General features: G+C 43.2%; 13 protein-coding genes. 8 read left to right on the forward strand and 5 right to left on the reverse strand.

Features of this window, described 5'->3' with window-relative positions; all coding sequences use genetic code 11:
* Positions 1 to 52: 52 nt before the first annotated feature.
* The 5 genes from F8C76_RS06515 to F8C76_RS06535 form a co-directional block, all read right to left on the reverse strand.
* Entirely contained in the window at positions 53 to 676 is a 624-nt protein-coding gene (locus F8C76_RS06515) for an alpha-ketoglutarate-dependent dioxygenase AlkB family protein (protein ID WP_152130972.1), read from the reverse strand.
* The gene (locus tag F8C76_RS06520; protein WP_152130974.1) at positions 651 to 908 is read right to left on the reverse strand and encodes an Ada metal-binding domain-containing protein; all 258 of its coding nucleotides are present in this window, start codon (positions 906 to 908) and stop codon (positions 651 to 653) included. The genes F8C76_RS06515 and F8C76_RS06520 overlap by 26 nt, the downstream gene beginning before the upstream one ends.
* 1 nt (position 909) lies before the next feature.
* A complete protein-coding gene (locus tag F8C76_RS06525) occupies positions 910 to 1,623 on the reverse strand; it encodes a 2OG-Fe(II) oxygenase (protein WP_211372122.1) in 714 nt (237 codons plus the stop codon).
* 21 nt (positions 1,624 to 1,644) lie between these two features.
* A complete protein-coding gene (locus F8C76_RS06530; protein ID WP_152130976.1) occupies positions 1,645 to 2,493 on the reverse strand; it encodes a methylated-DNA--[protein]-cysteine S-methyltransferase in 849 nt (282 codons plus the stop codon).
* Positions 2,494 to 2,575: 82 nt separating this feature from the next.
* Positions 2,576 to 3,535, reverse strand: coding sequence for a helix-turn-helix transcriptional regulator (locus tag F8C76_RS06535; RefSeq protein ID WP_249042386.1), 960 nt, complete (start codon positions 3,533 to 3,535; stop codon positions 2,576 to 2,578).
* A gap of 277 nt (positions 3,536 to 3,812) precedes the next feature.
* Between F8C76_RS06535 and F8C76_RS06540 the strand changes: the two genes are divergently transcribed.
* The 8 genes from F8C76_RS06540 to F8C76_RS06575 all read left to right on the forward strand — a co-directional run bounded on the left by F8C76_RS06540 (position 3,813) and on the right by F8C76_RS06575 (position 18,435).
* Positions 3,813 to 4,313, forward strand: a complete 501-nt coding sequence (locus F8C76_RS06540; RefSeq protein ID WP_152130979.1) for a DinB family protein — start codon at positions 3,813 to 3,815, stop codon at positions 4,311 to 4,313.
* A 15-nt stretch (positions 4,314 to 4,328) separates the two neighbouring features.
* The gene (locus tag F8C76_RS06545) at positions 4,329 to 4,547 is read left to right on the forward strand and encodes a hypothetical protein (protein WP_152130980.1); all 219 of its coding nucleotides are present in this window, start codon (positions 4,329 to 4,331) and stop codon (positions 4,545 to 4,547) included.
* 320 nt (positions 4,548 to 4,867) lie between these two features.
* The gene (locus tag F8C76_RS06550; RefSeq protein ID WP_152130981.1) at positions 4,868 to 5,515 is read left to right on the forward strand and encodes an RNA polymerase sigma factor; all 648 of its coding nucleotides are present in this window, start codon (positions 4,868 to 4,870) and stop codon (positions 5,513 to 5,515) included.
* A 276-nt stretch (positions 5,516 to 5,791) separates the two neighbouring features.
* Positions 5,792 to 6,829: a FecR family protein gene (locus F8C76_RS06555; protein WP_152130982.1), complete on the forward strand. Its 1,038-nt coding sequence runs from the start codon at positions 5,792 to 5,794 to the stop codon at positions 6,827 to 6,829.
* 193 nt (positions 6,830 to 7,022) lie between these two features.
* Entirely contained in the window at positions 7,023 to 10,322 is a 3,300-nt protein-coding gene (locus F8C76_RS06560; RefSeq protein WP_170283988.1) for a SusC/RagA family TonB-linked outer membrane protein, read from the forward strand.
* 10 nt (positions 10,323 to 10,332) lie between these two features.
* The gene (locus tag F8C76_RS06565; protein WP_152130984.1) at positions 10,333 to 11,964 is read left to right on the forward strand and encodes a SusD/RagB family nutrient-binding outer membrane lipoprotein; all 1,632 of its coding nucleotides are present in this window, start codon (positions 10,333 to 10,335) and stop codon (positions 11,962 to 11,964) included.
* Positions 11,965 to 12,055: 91 nt separating this feature from the next.
* Entirely contained in the window at positions 12,056 to 15,343 is a 3,288-nt protein-coding gene (locus F8C76_RS06570; RefSeq protein ID WP_152130985.1) for a VCBS repeat-containing protein, read from the forward strand.
* Positions 15,344 to 15,345: 2 nt separating this feature from the next.
* The gene (locus F8C76_RS06575) at positions 15,346 to 18,435 is read left to right on the forward strand and encodes a DUF5107 domain-containing protein (RefSeq protein WP_152130986.1); all 3,090 of its coding nucleotides are present in this window, start codon (positions 15,346 to 15,348) and stop codon (positions 18,433 to 18,435) included.

Here is an 18,435-nt window from a genome sequence, read left to right on the forward strand (position 1 = left end):
TTCAAAGGGATACTTACAAATTTCAAACAATGGTTAGATGTGCCGTTCAAAACTAGATGCCGCCATCAAAATCCACTATCGTACGGAAGGTAAGGTTGATTCGAGGCGTCTTCACCATTTTAGTGGGAGGTAAGCGGTGCAACCAATGGGTTTGGGTGGTTCCCTTCATCACCAACAAACTTCCATGCTCCAGGGCAATGGAAACCTTTTCCTTGGTGGTTTTATGTTTAAAAGAGAATTTTCTTTCCGCCCCAAAGCTCAAGGAACCAATGGTGCCATCCTTTTTTAAGTCCTTTTCGGCATCACTGTGCCAAGCCATGCCCTCTTCCCCAGAATGATATAGGTTCAACAAGCATGAATTGAAGGTTTCCCCGGTGTGTTCCTCCACCAATTTTTTAAGCTCAAGAAGCTCAGGCGTCCACGGCAATGCTCTTTTGGTGGTATTGGAATAGGTATACTCAAAAGGCAGGTCTCCATGCCAAGCCACCTTTCTTTTGGTCTCAATGCGTTTGCCATAAATGATGGCCACATCATTTTTCCAAGCAATGGCATCCATCAACTTTTTATAATACGCATTGGCTCGATCATAAGCCATAATGGACCCATGATAGTTTACAATACCATCACGGGGCAACCAATTTTGGTCAGGGTTATTTTGATTGGAGAACAAGTTCACTTTTCCATTGTTTATAGGCTATTCGCATACAGTGGCCACAGGGTCTATATCCCAAAGAAATGGCCTCTTTCCCGGTTTTGAAAAAGATACGGTTTTCCCGTTTCATGCGTTTGCCCGATGCGCATTTCAAGGTACCATAAATCTTTAACTTCCTATGGCCGGCATATGTGATTTCTCTTTGCCTAATTCCTTTTCTTACCTCAAAATCTTTCAGATGGGCGTGGTACAACATATCAACTTATTGCATCGTGAAAAATGATTCCCAAAGTATAGCGTTCCCCATGGGAAACTTCACTGACTCCATGCTTCATAGTTGCCCTGTAGTACCTTTTTTGGCCTTGTATGGGCCTAAAATTGGTGGTGAACACAAGCATATCCCCTTTTTTCGGTCTCAAGACCATTGCTTTTGACTGGGCTCTGGGTGTTTGCTGGGTCAAGACAAATTCCCCACCTTCATAATCTTGCCCCGGATTGCTCAAAAACACTACTGCTTGCAAGGGAAAGTAAACTTCTCCATACAGATCTTGGTGTAGAGTATTGAAGCCTCCTTTACCATATTTCAAAATCAAGGGAGTGGGCTTCAACTGGTTTTGTTCCTTGCATTGTTCCATCAGTTCTTGATGGGCATTGGGAAACGTCTTTTCCATTTTCAACACTTTCATCCAAAGGTTGGCTACGGGTACGAGATAAGGGTATATGGTCTCCCGAAGGGTCTGGATGTTCTTGGGTAAAGGATAATCAAAATACTTGTACTCCCCCAATCCAAACCGGTAACGTTCCATGACTACGGTCTTTCTGTAACCACTAGGATTGCCATACAGCTCCTTTAACCCCTCACACTCCTTTGGAGTGAGTAAATTTGGCACTAAGGCGTATCCTTTGGCATGCAGACTTTCTTCCACAAGGGACCAGTCCACTTTATGGATTTTTGATATGAGGTCATTCATTTTTAATGGATTCTGTTTGAATTAGCTTGAGGTCTCCGTTTGAGCCGCTTCCCAACCGATGATGGCACTCTTTCGGGTAGTTCCCCACATGTATCCACCGAGCTGGCCCGAGGATTGGATGACCCGATGACAGGGAATCAAAAAGGCAACGGGATTGTTTCCTATGGCCGTCCCTACGGCCCTAGCCGCTTTGGGTTGATCAATTCTTTGCGCAATTCCTCCGTAGGTGGATAGATTTCCCATGGGAATCTTAAGGAGTGTTTCCCACACTTTTAGTTGAAACGGGGTACCGTTCAGGTGAAGTTTTATCTGGTCCAACCTCTCCCATTCATGCTGAAAGATAAACAGGCCATCCTGTTGGTTTTTGTCCAACATTTGATGATACTTGGCCTTTGGAAATCTGGATTTCAAACCCTCGAATGCCTGGGTCTCATCACGGATAAAGGACATATGGCAAATTCCTTTGGGGGTCGATGCCACCAATAAAGGGCCAAATGGACTTTCGGCAAAACTATAATTGATGGTCAGGTTCTCGCCTCCATTTTTAAACTCACCCGGGGTCATCCCCTCAATGTTTATGAACAGGTCGTGGAGTCTACTGGTTCCCGAAAAACCGGTTTCTTGGGCCGTATCGAACAAGGTGGCCTGTCGTTCCTTCAGCAGCTGTTTTGCATATTCAACACTGATATACTGCATGAATTTTTTAGGACTCACGCCCGCCCATTCCGTAAAAAGACGTTGAAAATGGTATGGACTCAAATGCACGGTCTCGGCCACTTGATTCAAGGTGGGCTGCTCCTTGAAGTTATCCCTGATAAAATCGATGGCCTTTGCTATTCGTTTGTAATTGTAATCTGCCTGGGTTTCCATAACTATACGATTTGAAACCAAAAGTATAGGGCTTCACTTTGTTTCAAAACCCGATTCTTGCTCATTTGGAAACCACGGATTGTCACTCCAACATTTCTTGGCTTTTTCTCAACAGCTCCACTACCCTTTCCTTGAGGGCCTCCGGCTCGACTATCTTGGCAAAATCCCCGAACATCAAATACCATCGGGCAAAACCGTTCTCCAAATCCATGGACATAAAGGTCATCTCCACAAACTCTCCCTTTTGGGTTTCCGAAACAAAACCGTAGTGTTTTCTGCTTCCTTGTATGTATCTGGCCACGGTTTTATCCACCAATATCCTGACCTTTGTCTTTGGTGGTTTCTTTTCCTTTTGACGGTACTCATCCAAGGTGCCGTGGTCCAATACAAAATCAAGCGGTGTTCGCTCAATCCTGTGGATTCTGTCGGTTCGGAAATATCTATAATCCTTCCGCAAATGGCAGTACCCCAAAATGTACCAAAACTCATTTTCGTTGAAAAGTCCCACGGGTTCTATCTTCCGTTCCGACGGTATTTCTGTCTGAAGGGCCCCATATCGTAAAAAGACCTGCTTTTTTTCCGCAATGCTCTCGAACAGAATCTCTAGAGCGTTGGGAACCTTTTCATTAAAGAGTTCCTTGCCAGGCATAATGGACACTTGGGACTCCAAAGCCTCGACCCAGGCTTTCTCCCTTCCCCGCAAAACGGATTTAAGCTTGAACATGGCCGATTCGTGATAGGCCCCCAACGATTTGTCGGTAAACTTTTGCATAAGCTTTTCGGCAGCCACAAAGCTTCCGGCTTCCTCGCGGGTGAACATTACCGGGGGCAATCGATACCCTTCCATGATGGAATAGCCCACCCCTGCTTCGCTGACAATGGGTACACCCGATGCCTCCAAGGTACGAATGTCCCTATATATGGTTCGCAGGCTTACATCAAAGCGATCGGACAATTCCTGTGCCTTTACGATACGCTTGGATTGCAGTTGGATCAAGATCGCCACAATCCTATCAAAACGTTTTACGGTATCCATTCCCATAATTGAATGCGCTATCTCCCAAAGATAGGATTTCAATCCAAGGACGGGAGACCATTTCCATTTCATTTTAATTCGTTTTAAAATCCATTTTATGGAAGCTGCCCGTATCTGGATTTCCATGGAGCGCGCGCAACTTCACAGCTTACAAAATTCTGTATGGGATATGACAACCCTATGTCAGCACCATTTTTTTTGATGGCGTTTTTTGCTGTTGACAAAGGGCTGTCACACCCGGCTTCTACCTTTGGTTCCACAATCAAAATCTAAATCATGTATCATGGAAAAAACAATGGAACAACAAAAAGAAACAGTACAAGTTATCACCCCTTCCCAATTATTGGAGCATTGGCAAGGACACAGAAGGGTCACGCGCCGGGTCATCGAAGCATTTCCAGAAAAAGAACTCTTTACGCACTCCATTGGAGGGATGCGTCCATTTTCGGAAATGGTGAATGAACTTTTGGGTATTGCCGTTCCGGGGCTACAGGAAATTGTTTCAGGTAAGACCACAGAACTTCAGGAACATTTTGACCACGGAAACAGCAAGGCAAAGGTTCTGGAAGCCTGGGATGCCTCCACGGAAGAAATCACCAAGCTTTGGAACAAGATCACTTTGGAACGCTTTCAGGAAAGCATTGTCCTATTTGGTCAGTACGAAGGTTCCGTGCAATCTTCTATCTTCTATTTTATAGACAATGAAATCCACCATCGTGGACAAGCATATGTTTACCTGCGGTCTTTAGGGATAGAGCCCCCATTTTTTTGGGAAAGGAACTAAAGACACCTATATAATATGAAGACCGTTTTAGTGTTTAAAACATCCGTTCTTGACCAAAAAGGGGTGAAAAGGCTCAAACCTAAGTTGAATCAGCTGGTAAACAAGAATGGGGAATGGAATTTTGATCTGGAGGATTGTGACAACATTCTCCGGGTCGAAACCAAAAATATTGGAGCCTTTACCATCTCTTCCCTCCTCCAGGAAAATGGATTTGTTTGCGAGGAATTGCATTAATTTCCGCAAAACCATTCCGCAGTCCCCGCGTTAGGTTGTTTCTAAACTGAAAATGCAACTACACCTTTCCTGAAATTTGTAGGAAATTACATTCAATCCGCGGGTCTAAAAGTTAAATCTTCATCCTGCTAAAGATTTATTTTGCTCACTTGGATAAGGCCTCCCATTTACCGGAGGCCTTATCAATCAAGGCTCTTGAATCATTTCGCCATACCCTCATTAAAGCTCTGTTAAATATTTCACAAAATGAATCCCATATAAAAAGTAGGACTTACGTTTTTTTTTCTATATTAGGAAAATATTATCAACCTCTTAACATAATGTCATTAATACATAGCATTTCGGAAGGTTACGATTATAATGATAAGAAAAGTTCTTCTCAGGATTTTTCGAAGTCTTTTGATTGTGCCATGGAATGGAAGCTGTTTTGTGACGGCAGCGAGTCTGCTTTTGTTAAGATATACAACCACTATTTTCAGTCTCTCTATAATTTAGGCAGGCAATTTTCAGGAGACACCGACCTCCTTAAGGATTGTCTTCAAGAAACTTTCATTTCCATTAGAAAAAAGAGACATGATCTACACAAGGTAATATCCGTAAAGGCTTTTCTAATTAAATGCTACCGAAACAAAATCATTACCGAGCAAAAGAAGCAAAAGAAGAAAAATAAAAAGATGGACTTTGACCTGGCCAATGAATCTTTCGGCTTTTTGGTCACCCCATCCCATGAAAGCTTACTTGTAAACAAGCAGTTTCATACAGAACAGGTAACTTTAATACAAAAATCCCTGAACAAACTGACCCAAAGACAACGTGAGGTAATTTATTACTTCTATTACAATGGGCTTTCGTATTCCCAAATTAAAGAGGTTATGGGCTTTTCCAGTGTAAGGGCCGTGAGGAATTTGATGTACCGATCACTTTCCGAGTTAAAAAAATATGCTGAGGCTCCAGTAAAACAACAATAGTCAATCTTGTTTCAAAACCTTGCCCAGCACTTTCAAAAACTTTAGTTAATGCCAATATACTGGTCCCCAAATAATTCCACAATCAACCGAAAAATCAGTTTCGACATTCTACGCACCACATCCCTTTTTATTGTTAAAAAATATACTGGATTCTCAACAAATCAAAAGCATATCTGCGTAGAAAACAGAATCTTGAATTTTTTTTTAAAAAAAAGTTAATCTTTTTTGATGTCATTTGAGAATTTTTGATGTCATATAGATACAGTGCCAAAGTTTATGGATTATCACGAACACGAATTGGAAGATTTCATGGCTGACCCAGAGTTTAGAAACTGGGTGTTGAAGCCAAATCCTTCCAACCATTTCTTCTGGAAGAAATGGTTGGCTGCCAATCCGTGCAAAAAAAGGACGGTCTTGGTAGCAAGGGAAATCATCCTTTCTTTCAAATATCGTTCTTCAGAAGATATAGACCTTATTGATCAAGGTGAGATCCTTAAGTCTATTTTGGCAAAGAGGGACACGCAGATTTCACCAAAGAAAACAAGTAGTTCCCTTATGGCATTCCAAGCTGCTGCCTGTGCTTTGATCATGGCAGCACTGACCATAGGAATGAAATGGTCTTCATCCACGGAGATTGTTCCCACATTCAGTCCGGCAAAACTTATTGTAAAGGAAAATTTCCGGGGACAAAAATCAAGAATCACATTACCTGACGGGTCAACCGTATACCTTAATAATAATAGTAGGGTTTCCTACAGTTCCAGTTTTGTTCACAAAAGGGAGATTTTTTTAGAGGGTGAGGCTTTTTTCGAAGTGGTAAAAGACCCTTCGAGACCTTTTGTGGTCAACTCCAATGGTTTATTGACCAAAGCTTTGGGGACGTCTTTTAACATAAGGGCACCGCAAGGAGAAAAAGTTGAAGTTGGACTGGTTACCGGAAAAATTTTGGTGTCCCCCGTTATATCGGACGATTCGGGCTCAAAAGTCATTGAAGACCTTGGAGGCAAGGCAACTTATGATACCCATGACGGTAAATTGGACATATCCTCTTATCCCGATATGGATTTTTATCAGTGGACCAAGAGGATATTGGTATTTAAGGCAGCAAGCTTCAAGGAGGTCAAGGAAACCTTGGAAAATTGGTACGATGTGGACATTTCCGTACGGAACCTGAACAGGGCCATTACGTATACTGGAAAATTTCCGGCGGAAAGTTTGGAAAGCGTATTGGAACAAATGGCTTATGCTGAGCGCTTTTCCTTTAAAATGGACAAGAAAGACTCAAGAAAAATAACAATCAATTTTAATAACTGAAACCTTTAAACTTTAAATCTATGGGAATGAAAAACTCGACGTAAAAATAAGTTTGCTCCAAAGAAAATGGCACTTTCGATGGAGGCAAACTTATCATCAAAAGTTCAATTAAAAAATATATCAACTAAACCGACGTAAAAGTATGAAATTTAAACTAACTAAAACGATCGCTGTGCTCTCAAGAATCTTTATTTTGCAACTAGTATTTTGCTATTTTGCAATGGCCAATGAGGGGTATACACAAAGCTTGAAAGACATTTACCTCCAGTGGAATTCCGCTAAGCAAGTGGATGTATTGGATGTCTTTGAAGAAATTGAGAGTCAATCGGCTTTCAAGTTCAATTATGACGAAAGAGATGTCAACAGAAAGGCAAAACTCGTCATTACCTCAGGTTCATACTCTGTTTATGACCTGTTGGAACAAATAAGCCGGGAGGCCGCCCTTAATTTTAAAAGGACCAACAGCACTATTGCTGTTAGCCCAAGACCTAAGAAGGAAACTCCTGTAATTGTGGAAAAAGAGGTGGTTCAAAAAACAGTGACAGGTACTGTTACTGCCGCTTCAGATGGTATGCCCTTGCCTGGGGTGAGCATCTTGGTGCAAGGAACTACCAACGGTACCCAAACTGATTTTGATGGAAACTATACCATTGAGGTTTCCCAAGGGGAAGTCTTGGTATATTCCTATTTGGGAATGTTGTCCCAAAGTATCACTGTAGGTGCCTCCAACTCAATCGATATTGTAATGCAGGAAGACGCCAGCCAATTGGACGAGGTGGTTGTTACCGCATTGGGTATCAAAAGACAGGAAAAAACCCTAACGTACGCCCAACAGACTGTAAAGTCTGATGAGTTGACCAAAACAAGGGATCCCAACTTCATGAACGCACTTTCCGGTAAGACCGCAGGTGTTGAAATCAAGAAAAGTAGTTCAGGTGCCGGTGGATCCACCAAAATTTTGCTTAGGGGTAACAAATCCCTTAGTGGAGATAGTTCTCCCCTATTCGTAATCGATGGTATTCCAATGGCCAACAACAAAGGAGGCCAGCCAGGTATGTGGGGTGGTACTGACGGTGGTGATGGACTTTCCGCTTTGAACCCTGATGATATTGAAAGTATCAGTATCCTTAGAGGTGCCAATGCCGCCGTACTTTATGGTAGCCAAGGTGCCAATGGTGTTGTATTGATCACTACCAAAAGTGGTGCAGAAGGAAAAACTACAGTTACCGTTAACAGTAGCTATACCTTTGAGCACTATTTGGAATTGCCCGAACTACAATTTAAGTATGGTGCCGTGGGTACGGCCAAAGAAAACTGGGATACTACTCCTGGCAACTATGAAAGTGATTATGTTGAGGACTTTTTCCAAACTGGACACAACTTCTTCAACTCTGTAAGTGTAAGTGGTGGTACAGAAAAGACCCAAGCGTATTTCTCTTATGGTAACATCAGTGCTTCAGGGATTACTCCTAAGAACAAGTACTTGAAGAATAACTTTACTTTCAAGCAATCCACAAAATTGTTTGATGACAAGCTTACTATTACTTCAAACGTTATTGGAGCTTTTGAAAGCAGCCACAACAGACTGCCTTCAGGGTATTACCTGAACCCGCTTACAGGAATTTACTTTTTCCCAAGAAACCGTAATTTCAGCGCATTCAAAGAAAATTATGAGTTTTTTGACCCTACCAGAAACTTAATGAGACAAAGCTGGTTTGTTTCGGATCACCACCAATCCAATCCCTATTGGATCATCAACAAGCAGCCTCAGATGGATAAGAGAGACCGTTTCATTGGTAACCTTACCCTGAGCTATGACATTGCTGACAACCTTAACATTCAAGCAAGGGCCAACTATGATTACGCCACTGTATTGAAAGAACAAAGACATGCGGCAACGTCCAACTCTACCAACGTGCATCCAAAAGGTGCTTGGAACTATCAGAAATATGAAGATAAATTGCTTTATACCGATGTTATCTTGAACTACAACACTGATTTGAGTAGTGATCTTAGTTTCAATGCTTCTTTAGGTGCCAGCCACCAGGAGACCAATTATGGTGTTGGTGTTGCTGTTGGTCCAGATGGAAACGGAACAGGAACTTTAGGGCTTCTTTACCCAAATGAGTACTTCTTTGATAACTTGCCCACCAACGTACCTGTAGTTTCCACTATTGGCTCAAGAGCAATCAAAGAAGGAGTTTTCTTGAACGCACAGTTTGGCTACAAAGAAATGTTGTTCTTGGATCTATCCGGACGTAACGACTGGGCCTCTACCTTGGCGCTTACCGGTAACGATTCTTACTTCTACCCATCTGTTGGTGTTACTGCTCTATTAAATGAGATGTTCACTATGCCACAAGCCATTAGCTTTTTTAAACTAAGAGGATCATGGACCCAAGTGGGCAATGAGGTACCTTACAACAGGATCAACCCTCAGAATAGCATTGCCGCCAATGGTGGTGTGGACAGGAATACTGTAAAACCATTCTATGATGCCGATCCAGAAATCATTACCAGTGCTGAAGCAGGATTTGACCTGAGATTGTTCAACAACAGACTTGGGTTGGATTTCACCTATTACTCCATCACTAGTACAGACCAATACCTCGAGGTGCCAACAGTTTCAGGTGAAGGAGGATATACTACTGAATATATCAATGCAGGTGAGATCAAAAACAGCGGGGTTGAGATTACTTTGAACACAACCCCAATCCAAACACAAGATTTGGAGTGGAACTCTTCATTGAACTTCACTTCCAACAAGAACGAGGTGGTTGATATAGGACCGGATGATGAGAGAATCTTCAACTTAGGTTCTTCTGAAGGGTACTTTTCCAGACTTGTTGAAGGTGGTAGATACAACGACCTATATGTTTACAAGTTCTTAAGGGACGATCAAGGCCGTATCTTATTTAGCAATGGTGCTCCAAGAAAGACAGACCTTCCTGAACTTATTGGTAACTTGGATCCTAAGTTTAGCTTGGGTTGGAACAATAGCATTTCGTTCAAGCGCTTCACTTTTGGAGCTTTGATCAATGCCAAATTCGGCGGAAAAGTATTTAGCCAGACCCAATCCATGTTGGATGGTTATGGAGCTTCCAAAGTGACTGCAGACGCTCGTGATGCTGGATCGGTGACCGTAAATGGTTTTGATGAGGATTCTGGAACGGCTATTACAAGTGTCAATCCTGAAACTTGGTACAGAGCTATAGGTGATAGGAACGGTGTTGGTGAGGCGTACGTATACGATCGTACCAACATTAAATTGAGCCAGCTTTCCGTTGGATACAACTTTGATTTGTCGAATTCAAGTTTACCTATCAAAGCAGCTAGTTTGTCATTCATAGGAAACAATCTGTTCTTTTTCTACAAAGATGCCCCATTTGACCCTGAATTGGCGATGAACACGGGTAGAGCTTCACAAGGTTTGGATAACTTTAACTTGCCATCCACAGGAACCTATGGGTTTAACCTAAAACTAACTTTCTAAAAAATACAGTATGAAAAAGTTTTTATATCTATTAACTCTGGTAGCGGCTTTTAGTTCATGTACCGAAAATTTTGAGGAAACGAACACAAACCCTTACGAGATATCCAATGAATCGCTAAAACAGGACTTTAACCATGTTGGGGCTTTCTTTCCGTCAATGCTTAACTCTATTTTCGGAAATCAGATCGATCACAACTTGACCAATGTTTCATATGCACAACATTTGGCGCAACCTTCTGTTTTTACGGGTAACGTCAACAACACTACCTATTACATCCGATGGAACGGTTATTGGGGACGTGAGTATAGGGATATCATGGCTCCGGCCAAACAGGTTATCGAAATTGCAGAAGAAGACGGATATACAGTGTTCGTAGAATGGGCCAACTTGATCAGGATTCTGTCCATGTCAAGGGTTACCACATATTATGGTCCAGTAATCTATACGCAATATGGTAATGATGGTCCTGGAGTGTATGATAGTGAGCCTGAGTTGTACAATGCATTTTTCAGTGATTTGGATCGAATCATTGCTGAGTTCAGTGCCAATATGGACTATACTGGTCTTGCGGCCTTTGACGCCACGTATGAAGGCAGTGTGTCCCAATGGGCCAAGTTTGCCAATTCATTGCGTTTGCGTTTGGCCATGCGTATCTCCAAAGCAGATCCTGCTTTGGCTAAGACCCAAGGAGAAAAGGCTTTGGCCGATCCAGTAGGCTTGATTGAAACGAATGCAGATAACATGAATATTTCCTTGTACGGAAACAAGTTTCACCCTGCCCAAATTTGTTATGAGTGGAATGATACCCGTATGAGTGCCACCATGGAATCCATTTTAATAGGTTACCAAGATAATAGGATACATAGTTTTTTCCGTCCTATCTCCGTTGCTGACCTAGTTGAAGACTATGCAATTTCTGTAGAAGCTGCCACAACTTTACGTGATCAATTAATTGCCGCTCACCCAGATATGCCATATAAAGGCATTCGAAATGGAGCTGAACTTATAGCCAAGGATGACCATACGCCTTTTTCCAAAATTCATAAGGATTTCAATGAACCATCTAAAGTTACCTCTAGAAAAGTACTTAGTGCCGATGAGGTATTCTTTATAAAAGCAGAGGCCGCCCTACGTGGTTGGGCTGGTGCAGGTGATGCACAGACCAACTATGAAAATGGGGTCAAAGCTTCCTTTGAACTTTGGGGTGCAGCAGGTGCAGATGCTTATCTTGATGATGATAGCAGCTTGCCTATTGATTATGATGATCCTGTTTATCCAGATCCAATCAACGATTTCACCAACCAAATCACAACTACGGTTGCATGGGATGAAGTTGCTTCGGATGAAGTTAAACTGGAAAAGATCATCACCCAGAAATGGATAGCAGCCTATACCAACGAGATGGAGGCTTGGGTAGACTTTAGACGTACAGGATATCCTAAACTGCCACCAGTTTATCAGAACAGCAGTAATGCTGACTGGGGTGTTGTTCCTTCTGGCGAGTTTATCAAAAGGATGCCTTTTGTTAACGACGAACGTGAAAACAATCCCGCAGGTGTTGCGGACGCAACCTCCAAACTTGGAGGTCCGGATGAACTCAATACCCGCCTATGGTGGGATACCGGAGGTCCCAACTTCTAAATAAATGGGAAAACCCAAAAAAAACCTGTGGGATTCCCCACAGGTTTTTTCTTTTTAATTGCAACCTAATTTCATCTCAATCCCTCGAAAAATGCGCTTTACGTATATCATTGGTGTGATAGGTGCCTTGGCACTTACCTCATGCCTAAAGGATAACCCTGCCCAATTGTTTTCTAAAATGTCTTCTGCCGATACAGGTATCAAGTTTAAAAACCTGGTCATGGAAACCGATGATCTCAATATCCTCACCTATGGCTATATCTATAATGGTGGTGGTGTGGCAGTAGGCGACATTAATAATGACGGATTGATGGATCTCTACTTCACCGGAAGTATGGTGGGTAGTAGATTATATGTGAACAAAGGCAACTTTGAATTCGAGGAAATCGCTGAAAAAGCAGGCGTTTTTGCAGAAGGACTTTGGAATACCGGTACATCCATGGCCGATGTGAACGGTGACGGATTAGTGGACATTTATGTTTGCCGCTCCGCAGCAAAAGACGCTTCAAAAAGAAAAAACCTATTGTTCATCAACAACGGAGACCTCACCTTTACCGAAAAAGCCACTGAGTATGGCTTGGACGACATGGGATACTCCACAGAAGCCAATTTCTTTGATTATGACAGAGATGGCGACCTTGATGTGTTTGTACTCAACCATTCCGTACAACCCTATTCAAGTTTTAGAAATACCTCCAAGGAACAGCGGTCCAAATACATTCCTGAATACGCAGACCGCCTATACCGGAACGACAACGGAAAATTCACCGACATCAGTTCCGAAGCTGGAATCATTTCCAGCGTGTTGGGATTTGGTTTGAGCGTGTCCATAGGCGACATCAACAATGATGATTGGCCAGACATGTACATTTCCAATGACTTTCACGAACACGATTTTTTATATCTCAACAATGGCGACGGTACTTTTACCGAAAGCCTAAAAAAATATATGGGCCACACCTCCTATTTCTCAATGGGTTCAGATGTGGCCGACATCAACGGGGATGGCAAACTGGACATCGTGACCCTTGATATGTTGCCCGAAGGAAACTTTAGGCAAAAAATGGTCTCAGGACCGGACAACTATGACAAATACGAGTTTCTGGTGGAATCCGATTTCCACCACCAATATATGCGCAATATGCTGCATATAAACAATGGCAACTCTTTCTCCGAAGTAGGACAACTTTCCGGAATCCATGCCACAGATTGGAGCTGGGCTCCCCTACTCACCGACTTTGACAATGATGGCCTTACCGACCTTTTTGTCACCAATGGTCTTAAACGGGATTATACCAATATGGACTTTATGAACTTTGCCGTGCAAAAACGTCTGGAAGAAATGGATTCCGGCGTGGATATGGCCATAAAGGACCTACTACAAGAAATACCATCCTCCATTGAGGAAAATTATGCCTACAAGAACCTTGGGCATCTCCAATTTGAAAAAGAGACCACAGCCTGGGGCCTGGGAGGAAAATCACTCTCCAGTGGGGCCGCCTATGTTGACTTGGACAATGATGGGGATTATGATCTTGTGGTAAACAATATGGATGAAGAGGCCTTTATCTACCGTAACAACACGGAAAAAGTCACACAGAACAACCATCTCAAGGTACAATTAAAAGGAAAAGGCAAAAACACCTTGGCCATTGGCTCCAAGGTAATCCTTAAAGCAGACACCTTAAATCTGCAACATGAGCTGTATACCTCAAGAGGGTTCCAATCCTCTGTGGACCCATCCATAATTTTTGGACTTGGAACCATAGATACCATTGCTGAGCTTAAGGTTATCTGGCCCGATGGTAGCATCACCCAAAAAAATAACCTTGCCGTAAACCAAACGCTGCATTTAGATCAAACTGAGGCAACGGTACAAGAAAATACCGTTGAAGAGATAGCAACCCTATTTACCGAAATTACACAGGATAGCCTGGTTGCCTTCAACCACAAGGAAAATAAATACATTGATTTTGAAAGGGAGGTGCTCCTCCCCCACATGCTCTCCACCCAAGGCCCTAAATTGGCCGTTCAGGACGTCAATGGCGACGGTTTGGAGGACATTTACATTGGTGGCGCAAAAGACCAGGCCGGTGCATTGTTCATTCAGACACCCAACGGCAGCTACCTTTCCAAAAATGAAGCAGTTTTTGAAGGTGACAGCAAGTTTGAGGACATTGGGGCCGTTTTCTTCGATGCCAATGGTGATTCGCTACCCGATCTCTATGTGGTAAGCGGCGGAAATGAATACGATACCCTCCCTGGCAATTATACAGATAGACTTTACATCAATCTAGGCAATGGCCGATTTGAAAACCAGAGCACACTTCTTCCCAAATTGAGCTTTAGTGGATCATGTGCCGTTGTGGGCGATGTGGATGGAGATGGGGACCAAGACCTCTTTATTGGTGGTCGCTTGGAACCCGGACGATACCCACTGGCTCCCAAAAGTCAGATTCTTTTGAACGATGGAAAAGGAAACTTCTCCGATGGCACCGATGCCATTCTTGGGGAAAATTCCAATTTGGGAATGATCAACGATGCTGTGTTCACGGATTTCAATGCTGACGGAAGTTTGGACCTTATTGCAGTTGGGGAGTTCACCCCGGTAATCTTCCTAGCCAACAAAAATGGAAAACTTGTACCGGAAACCCCTGAAGGGCTGCAAAACTCTGATGGCTGGTGGAACAGCATCACTCCCATTGACATCGACAATGATGGCGATATGGACTATGCACTGGGCAATTTTGGTCAAAATTCCCAATTGAAAGCCAGTGATACGGAGCCTGTTACCCTTTATGCGGATGATTTTGACGACAACGGCTCTTTGGACCCCATTCTTTGCTGTTATCTGGGTGGAAAGAACCATCCTGTTTATTCCAAGGACGATATTGGCTCCCAATTGGCCTACCTTAAGAGCAAATATGTCAATTTTGCTGACTATGCCTCCCAGACCGTTTCTGAGGTTTTGGGCGAGGACAACTTGGCCCGGGCACAAAAATTTGAGGCCCACACCTTTAAAACATCCATTTTAAGGAACAATGGCAATGGCTTCAGCTTTGAACCACTGCCTATTGAAGCACAGTTCGCTCCAATTTATGCCATAGTCCCTTTTGATGTGGAAGGTGATGGTGATACCGACCTGATGTTATTTGGTAATTTCTTTGAAACCAGGGTCAAATTCGGCAGGTATGATGCCAACCATGGACTTGTACTCACCAATGACGGAAACGGTCATTTCACCACAGTGGAACAGTCCAAGACCGGCATGAACATCACCGGACAGGTACGGGATGCCAAACTCCTAAATGGTTCAACGCTGCTTGTGGCCCAAAACAATGGCCCGCTATTGCTTTATAAAAACAACTCGACAAACTAAAAATGAAACTTTTTCTTTACTCAGGCCTCCTACTCTTTTTTATAAACGGATATTCCCAGGCTACCATTACCGAGGAAACCATGTCACTGGACACCTATGGGTTTGACACGCCAAACCCGGCCCCAATTCTTACGGAAAACCCAAAGATCTACCCCTATTTCAAGTATGAGGGCTATTCCCATACATCCACAAAGAAAAACTGGAATGTGGTGAAGTTGGAAAACGAGTATATCGAAGTTTACATATTGCCAGAGATTGGTGGAAAAGTTTGGGGCGCTGTGGAAAAGAGCACAGGAAACGAGTTTTTGTACAAAAATGAAGTGGTAAAATTCAGGAACATTGCCATGAGAGGACCTTGGACCTCGGGTGGTATTGAATTTAATTTTGGTATCATTGGACACCATCCCGCAACGGCCACACCCGTGGATTACATGACCCGAACCAATAGCGATGGCAGTGTAAGCTGCATAGTGGGCAATCTGGACCTACCCTCCCGTACCTATTGGCAGGTAGAGATCAAACTGGAAGAAGACAAGGCCTATTTTGAAACCAATGCCTCATGGTACAATGGAACGCCATTAGATCAGTCCTACTACAATTGGATGACCGGTGCAGCCGTGGCCACAAATGACCTAGAGTTCTTTATTCCCGGAAATGGCTATTTGGAACACAACGGTACTTGGGAGAAATGGCCCATTGATGATCAGGGAAGAAACTTGGCCCTCTACAAAAACAACGATTTTGGACCAGCAAAGTCCTATCATATTGTAGGGGACTACCAAAACTATTTTGGAGGATACTACCACGACAGAAACGTAGGTTTTGGCCATTTGGCCCCTTATGAGCAAATGCCTGGGCAAAAACTATGGCTTTGGGCCCTATCGCGTTCAGGAGGTATTTGGGAAGACTTATTGACCGATACCGATGGACAATACATTGAATTTCAGGCCGGGCGTTTGTTCAACCAGTACTCTCCCGGGACTGAAAACCCCATAACACAGGCCAATTTTGACCCGTATGTCATGGATTCTTGGAGCGAACAATGGTTCCCCATCAAACAAATTGGCGGTATGGAAGCCGCTTCAAAATATGGGGTGCTCAACGTGGAACGCAACGGGAATTCGGCCTATTTGGGAATCAATGCGCTTCAAGCATTTGATGAATCGTTACAGATTTTGGTAAACGGAAAAGAAGTATCCGTTGAAAACCTTCGATTACAACCCATGCAGATTTTTGAAAAGACGATTACCTGCAAGGACACCGATATTTTGGAAGTCAATCTTGGGAAAGGGAAGCTATACTACACGTCAAAGAGTAAAACCTTGCTTAAAAGGAGTTTCGAACAAGATGCCGACCTACAAATCTCGGAGGTGGAAAAACTATACCATGAAGCTTCGGAAGCCATTAAGTTCAGGGAATATGCCGTAGCCGAAGAACAATTGAAAGCGCTTTTGGCTTTGGACCCCTCCCATCCGGGCGGATTGGCCCTCAGTTCCATTTCGGAATACCGAAAAACCAATTATAGCAAGGCCTTGGACTATGCAAACAAGGGCCTACAGCTGGATATATATGACCCTACGGCCAATTATTTATCGGGAATAGCCTATTGGGCCCAAAATGATGCCCTAAACGCTTTGGAAGCTTTTGGATGGTCCGCAAGATCCATACAATACCGTTCTGTTTCGTATGCGCAGATGGCGGAAATCCATTTGCACGAAGGCAATCTGGAAACTGCCAAGGACTATGCCAAAAAAGCCTTGGATTACAATCAACATAATCTCAATGCAAGACAAGTTCTCTTGGTTGTACATAGGAAGATGGCCAACACCAACGCCTTCAATCAACAAATCCAAGAAATTTCCAAAATCAGCCCCATCAACCATTTTGCGGCCTTTGAGCAAATACTTCTATCGCAAAAAGACCCAAGCAACGTGCTGAAGGGTATTCAAAACGAATTCCCCAATGAGACGTTGTTGGAACTTGCCCTCTCCTACATCAATTTAGGTCAGCAAGAAGCCGCCACCCAAGTGCTGGGCGTAACAACAGATCCTAAGTCCCAACTTCTCATGGCGTACTTGGACCGAAACAGTACAACCGGCAAGAGTGCCGAACTTTTGGAGGAACTTTCCAAACAGTCCCCGGATTTTGTATTTCCGTACAGAAGGGAAACGCTACCCGTTCTGGAATGGGCTGCTTCAGCCAACCCAAATTGGAAGTTCAAATATTATTTGGCGCAAAACTACTTGTCCGTTGGTTTGGATGATAAGGCAAAAAATGCCCTTGAGGAGTGTGGTGAAGCACCAGACAATGATACGTTCTACAGATTTAGGGCAAAAGTGTTCCACAATGAGCCTTACGCCGTTCAGCTAAAGGATTATGAGAAGGCCCTTGAACTCAATGACGGCTATTGGAAAAATTGGGACGATCTTATGCTTTTCCTTTTGAAGCACGACAAAAATGAAGCTGCGGCCAACTTGGGGAAAAAGGTGGTCCGAAAGTTTCCGAAGAACTACAACGTGGGATTAAGCTATGCGAAGGCCCTAGTAGCCACCAATGTGTATCCCAAAGCGATTTCAATCCTCAACAATATCCAGATATTGCCTTTTGAACATGCTTCCGAAAGTAAAAGGGTCTATACCCAGGCACACATTTACCAAGCCAGAATGTATATGGTCAAGAATCAGTTTTCCAGAGCCATCCCCTTATTGGAGGCGTCAAAAAAATGGCCGGAAAACTTAGGTGTTGGCGCGCCCTACAATCCTGATGACAGAATGGCGAACTACTTATTGGGGCTTTGCCATTCCAACATGGGAAATACCTCAAAAGCCGATGCTGCTTTTAAAGAAGTGGCCGATTATGAAACCGCAAGTACCCCTAGGATGAATGACATCTTTTCTGCATTGGCCATGAAAAAGTTGAACCAACAGGATTCCTTGCAAAAACTTCTGGAAAAAATTAAGACGGGTGCGGACAAAAACCAGAATGCCGCCATCGTTTGGGCCTTGTACAACCAAAACAAGGACCAGGCCAAAAACCTAATGGTTTCAGAAGGTACGGATGAAAGACTGATAGACATTTTAACGGATTTATAA

Origin of the sequence: Flagellimonas olearia, assembly GCF_009184425.1 — a bacterium.
Lineage (GTDB): Bacteria > Bacteroidota > Bacteroidia > Flavobacteriales > Flavobacteriaceae > Flagellimonas > Flagellimonas olearia.

Excerpts from the sequence above, each read along its gene's own strand:
- F8C76_RS06575 (WP_152130986.1), top strand. The coding sequence starts at position 15,346 with ATGAAACTTTTTCTTTACTCAGGCCTCCTACTCTTTTTTATAAACGGA.
- F8C76_RS06570 (WP_152130985.1), top strand. The coding sequence starts at position 12,056 with ATGCGCTTTACGTATATCATTGGTGTGATAGGTGCCTTGGCACTTACC.
- F8C76_RS06555 (WP_152130982.1), top strand. The coding sequence starts at position 5,792 with ATGGATTATCACGAACACGAATTGGAAGATTTCATGGCTGACCCAGAG.
- F8C76_RS06565 (WP_152130984.1), top strand. The coding sequence starts at position 10,333 with ATGAAAAAGTTTTTATATCTATTAACTCTGGTAGCGGCTTTTAGTTCA.
- F8C76_RS06530 (WP_152130976.1), bottom strand. The coding sequence starts at position 2,493 with ATGGAAACCCAGGCAGATTACAATTACAAACGAATAGCAAAGGCCATC.
- F8C76_RS06550 (WP_152130981.1), top strand. The coding sequence starts at position 4,868 with ATGTCATTAATACATAGCATTTCGGAAGGTTACGATTATAATGATAAG.
- F8C76_RS06545 (WP_152130980.1), top strand. The coding sequence starts at position 4,329 with ATGAAGACCGTTTTAGTGTTTAAAACATCCGTTCTTGACCAAAAAGGG.
- F8C76_RS06520 (WP_152130974.1), bottom strand. The coding sequence starts at position 908 with ATGTTGTACCACGCCCATCTGAAAGATTTTGAGGTAAGAAAAGGAATT.
- F8C76_RS06535 (WP_249042386.1), bottom strand. The coding sequence starts at position 3,535 with ATGGGAATGGATACCGTAAAACGTTTTGATAGGATTGTGGCGATCTTG.
- F8C76_RS06540 (WP_152130979.1), top strand. The coding sequence starts at position 3,813 with ATGGAAAAAACAATGGAACAACAAAAAGAAACAGTACAAGTTATCACC.
- F8C76_RS06525 (WP_211372122.1), bottom strand. The coding sequence starts at position 1,623 with ATGAATGACCTCATATCAAAAATCCATAAAGTGGACTGGTCCCTTGTG.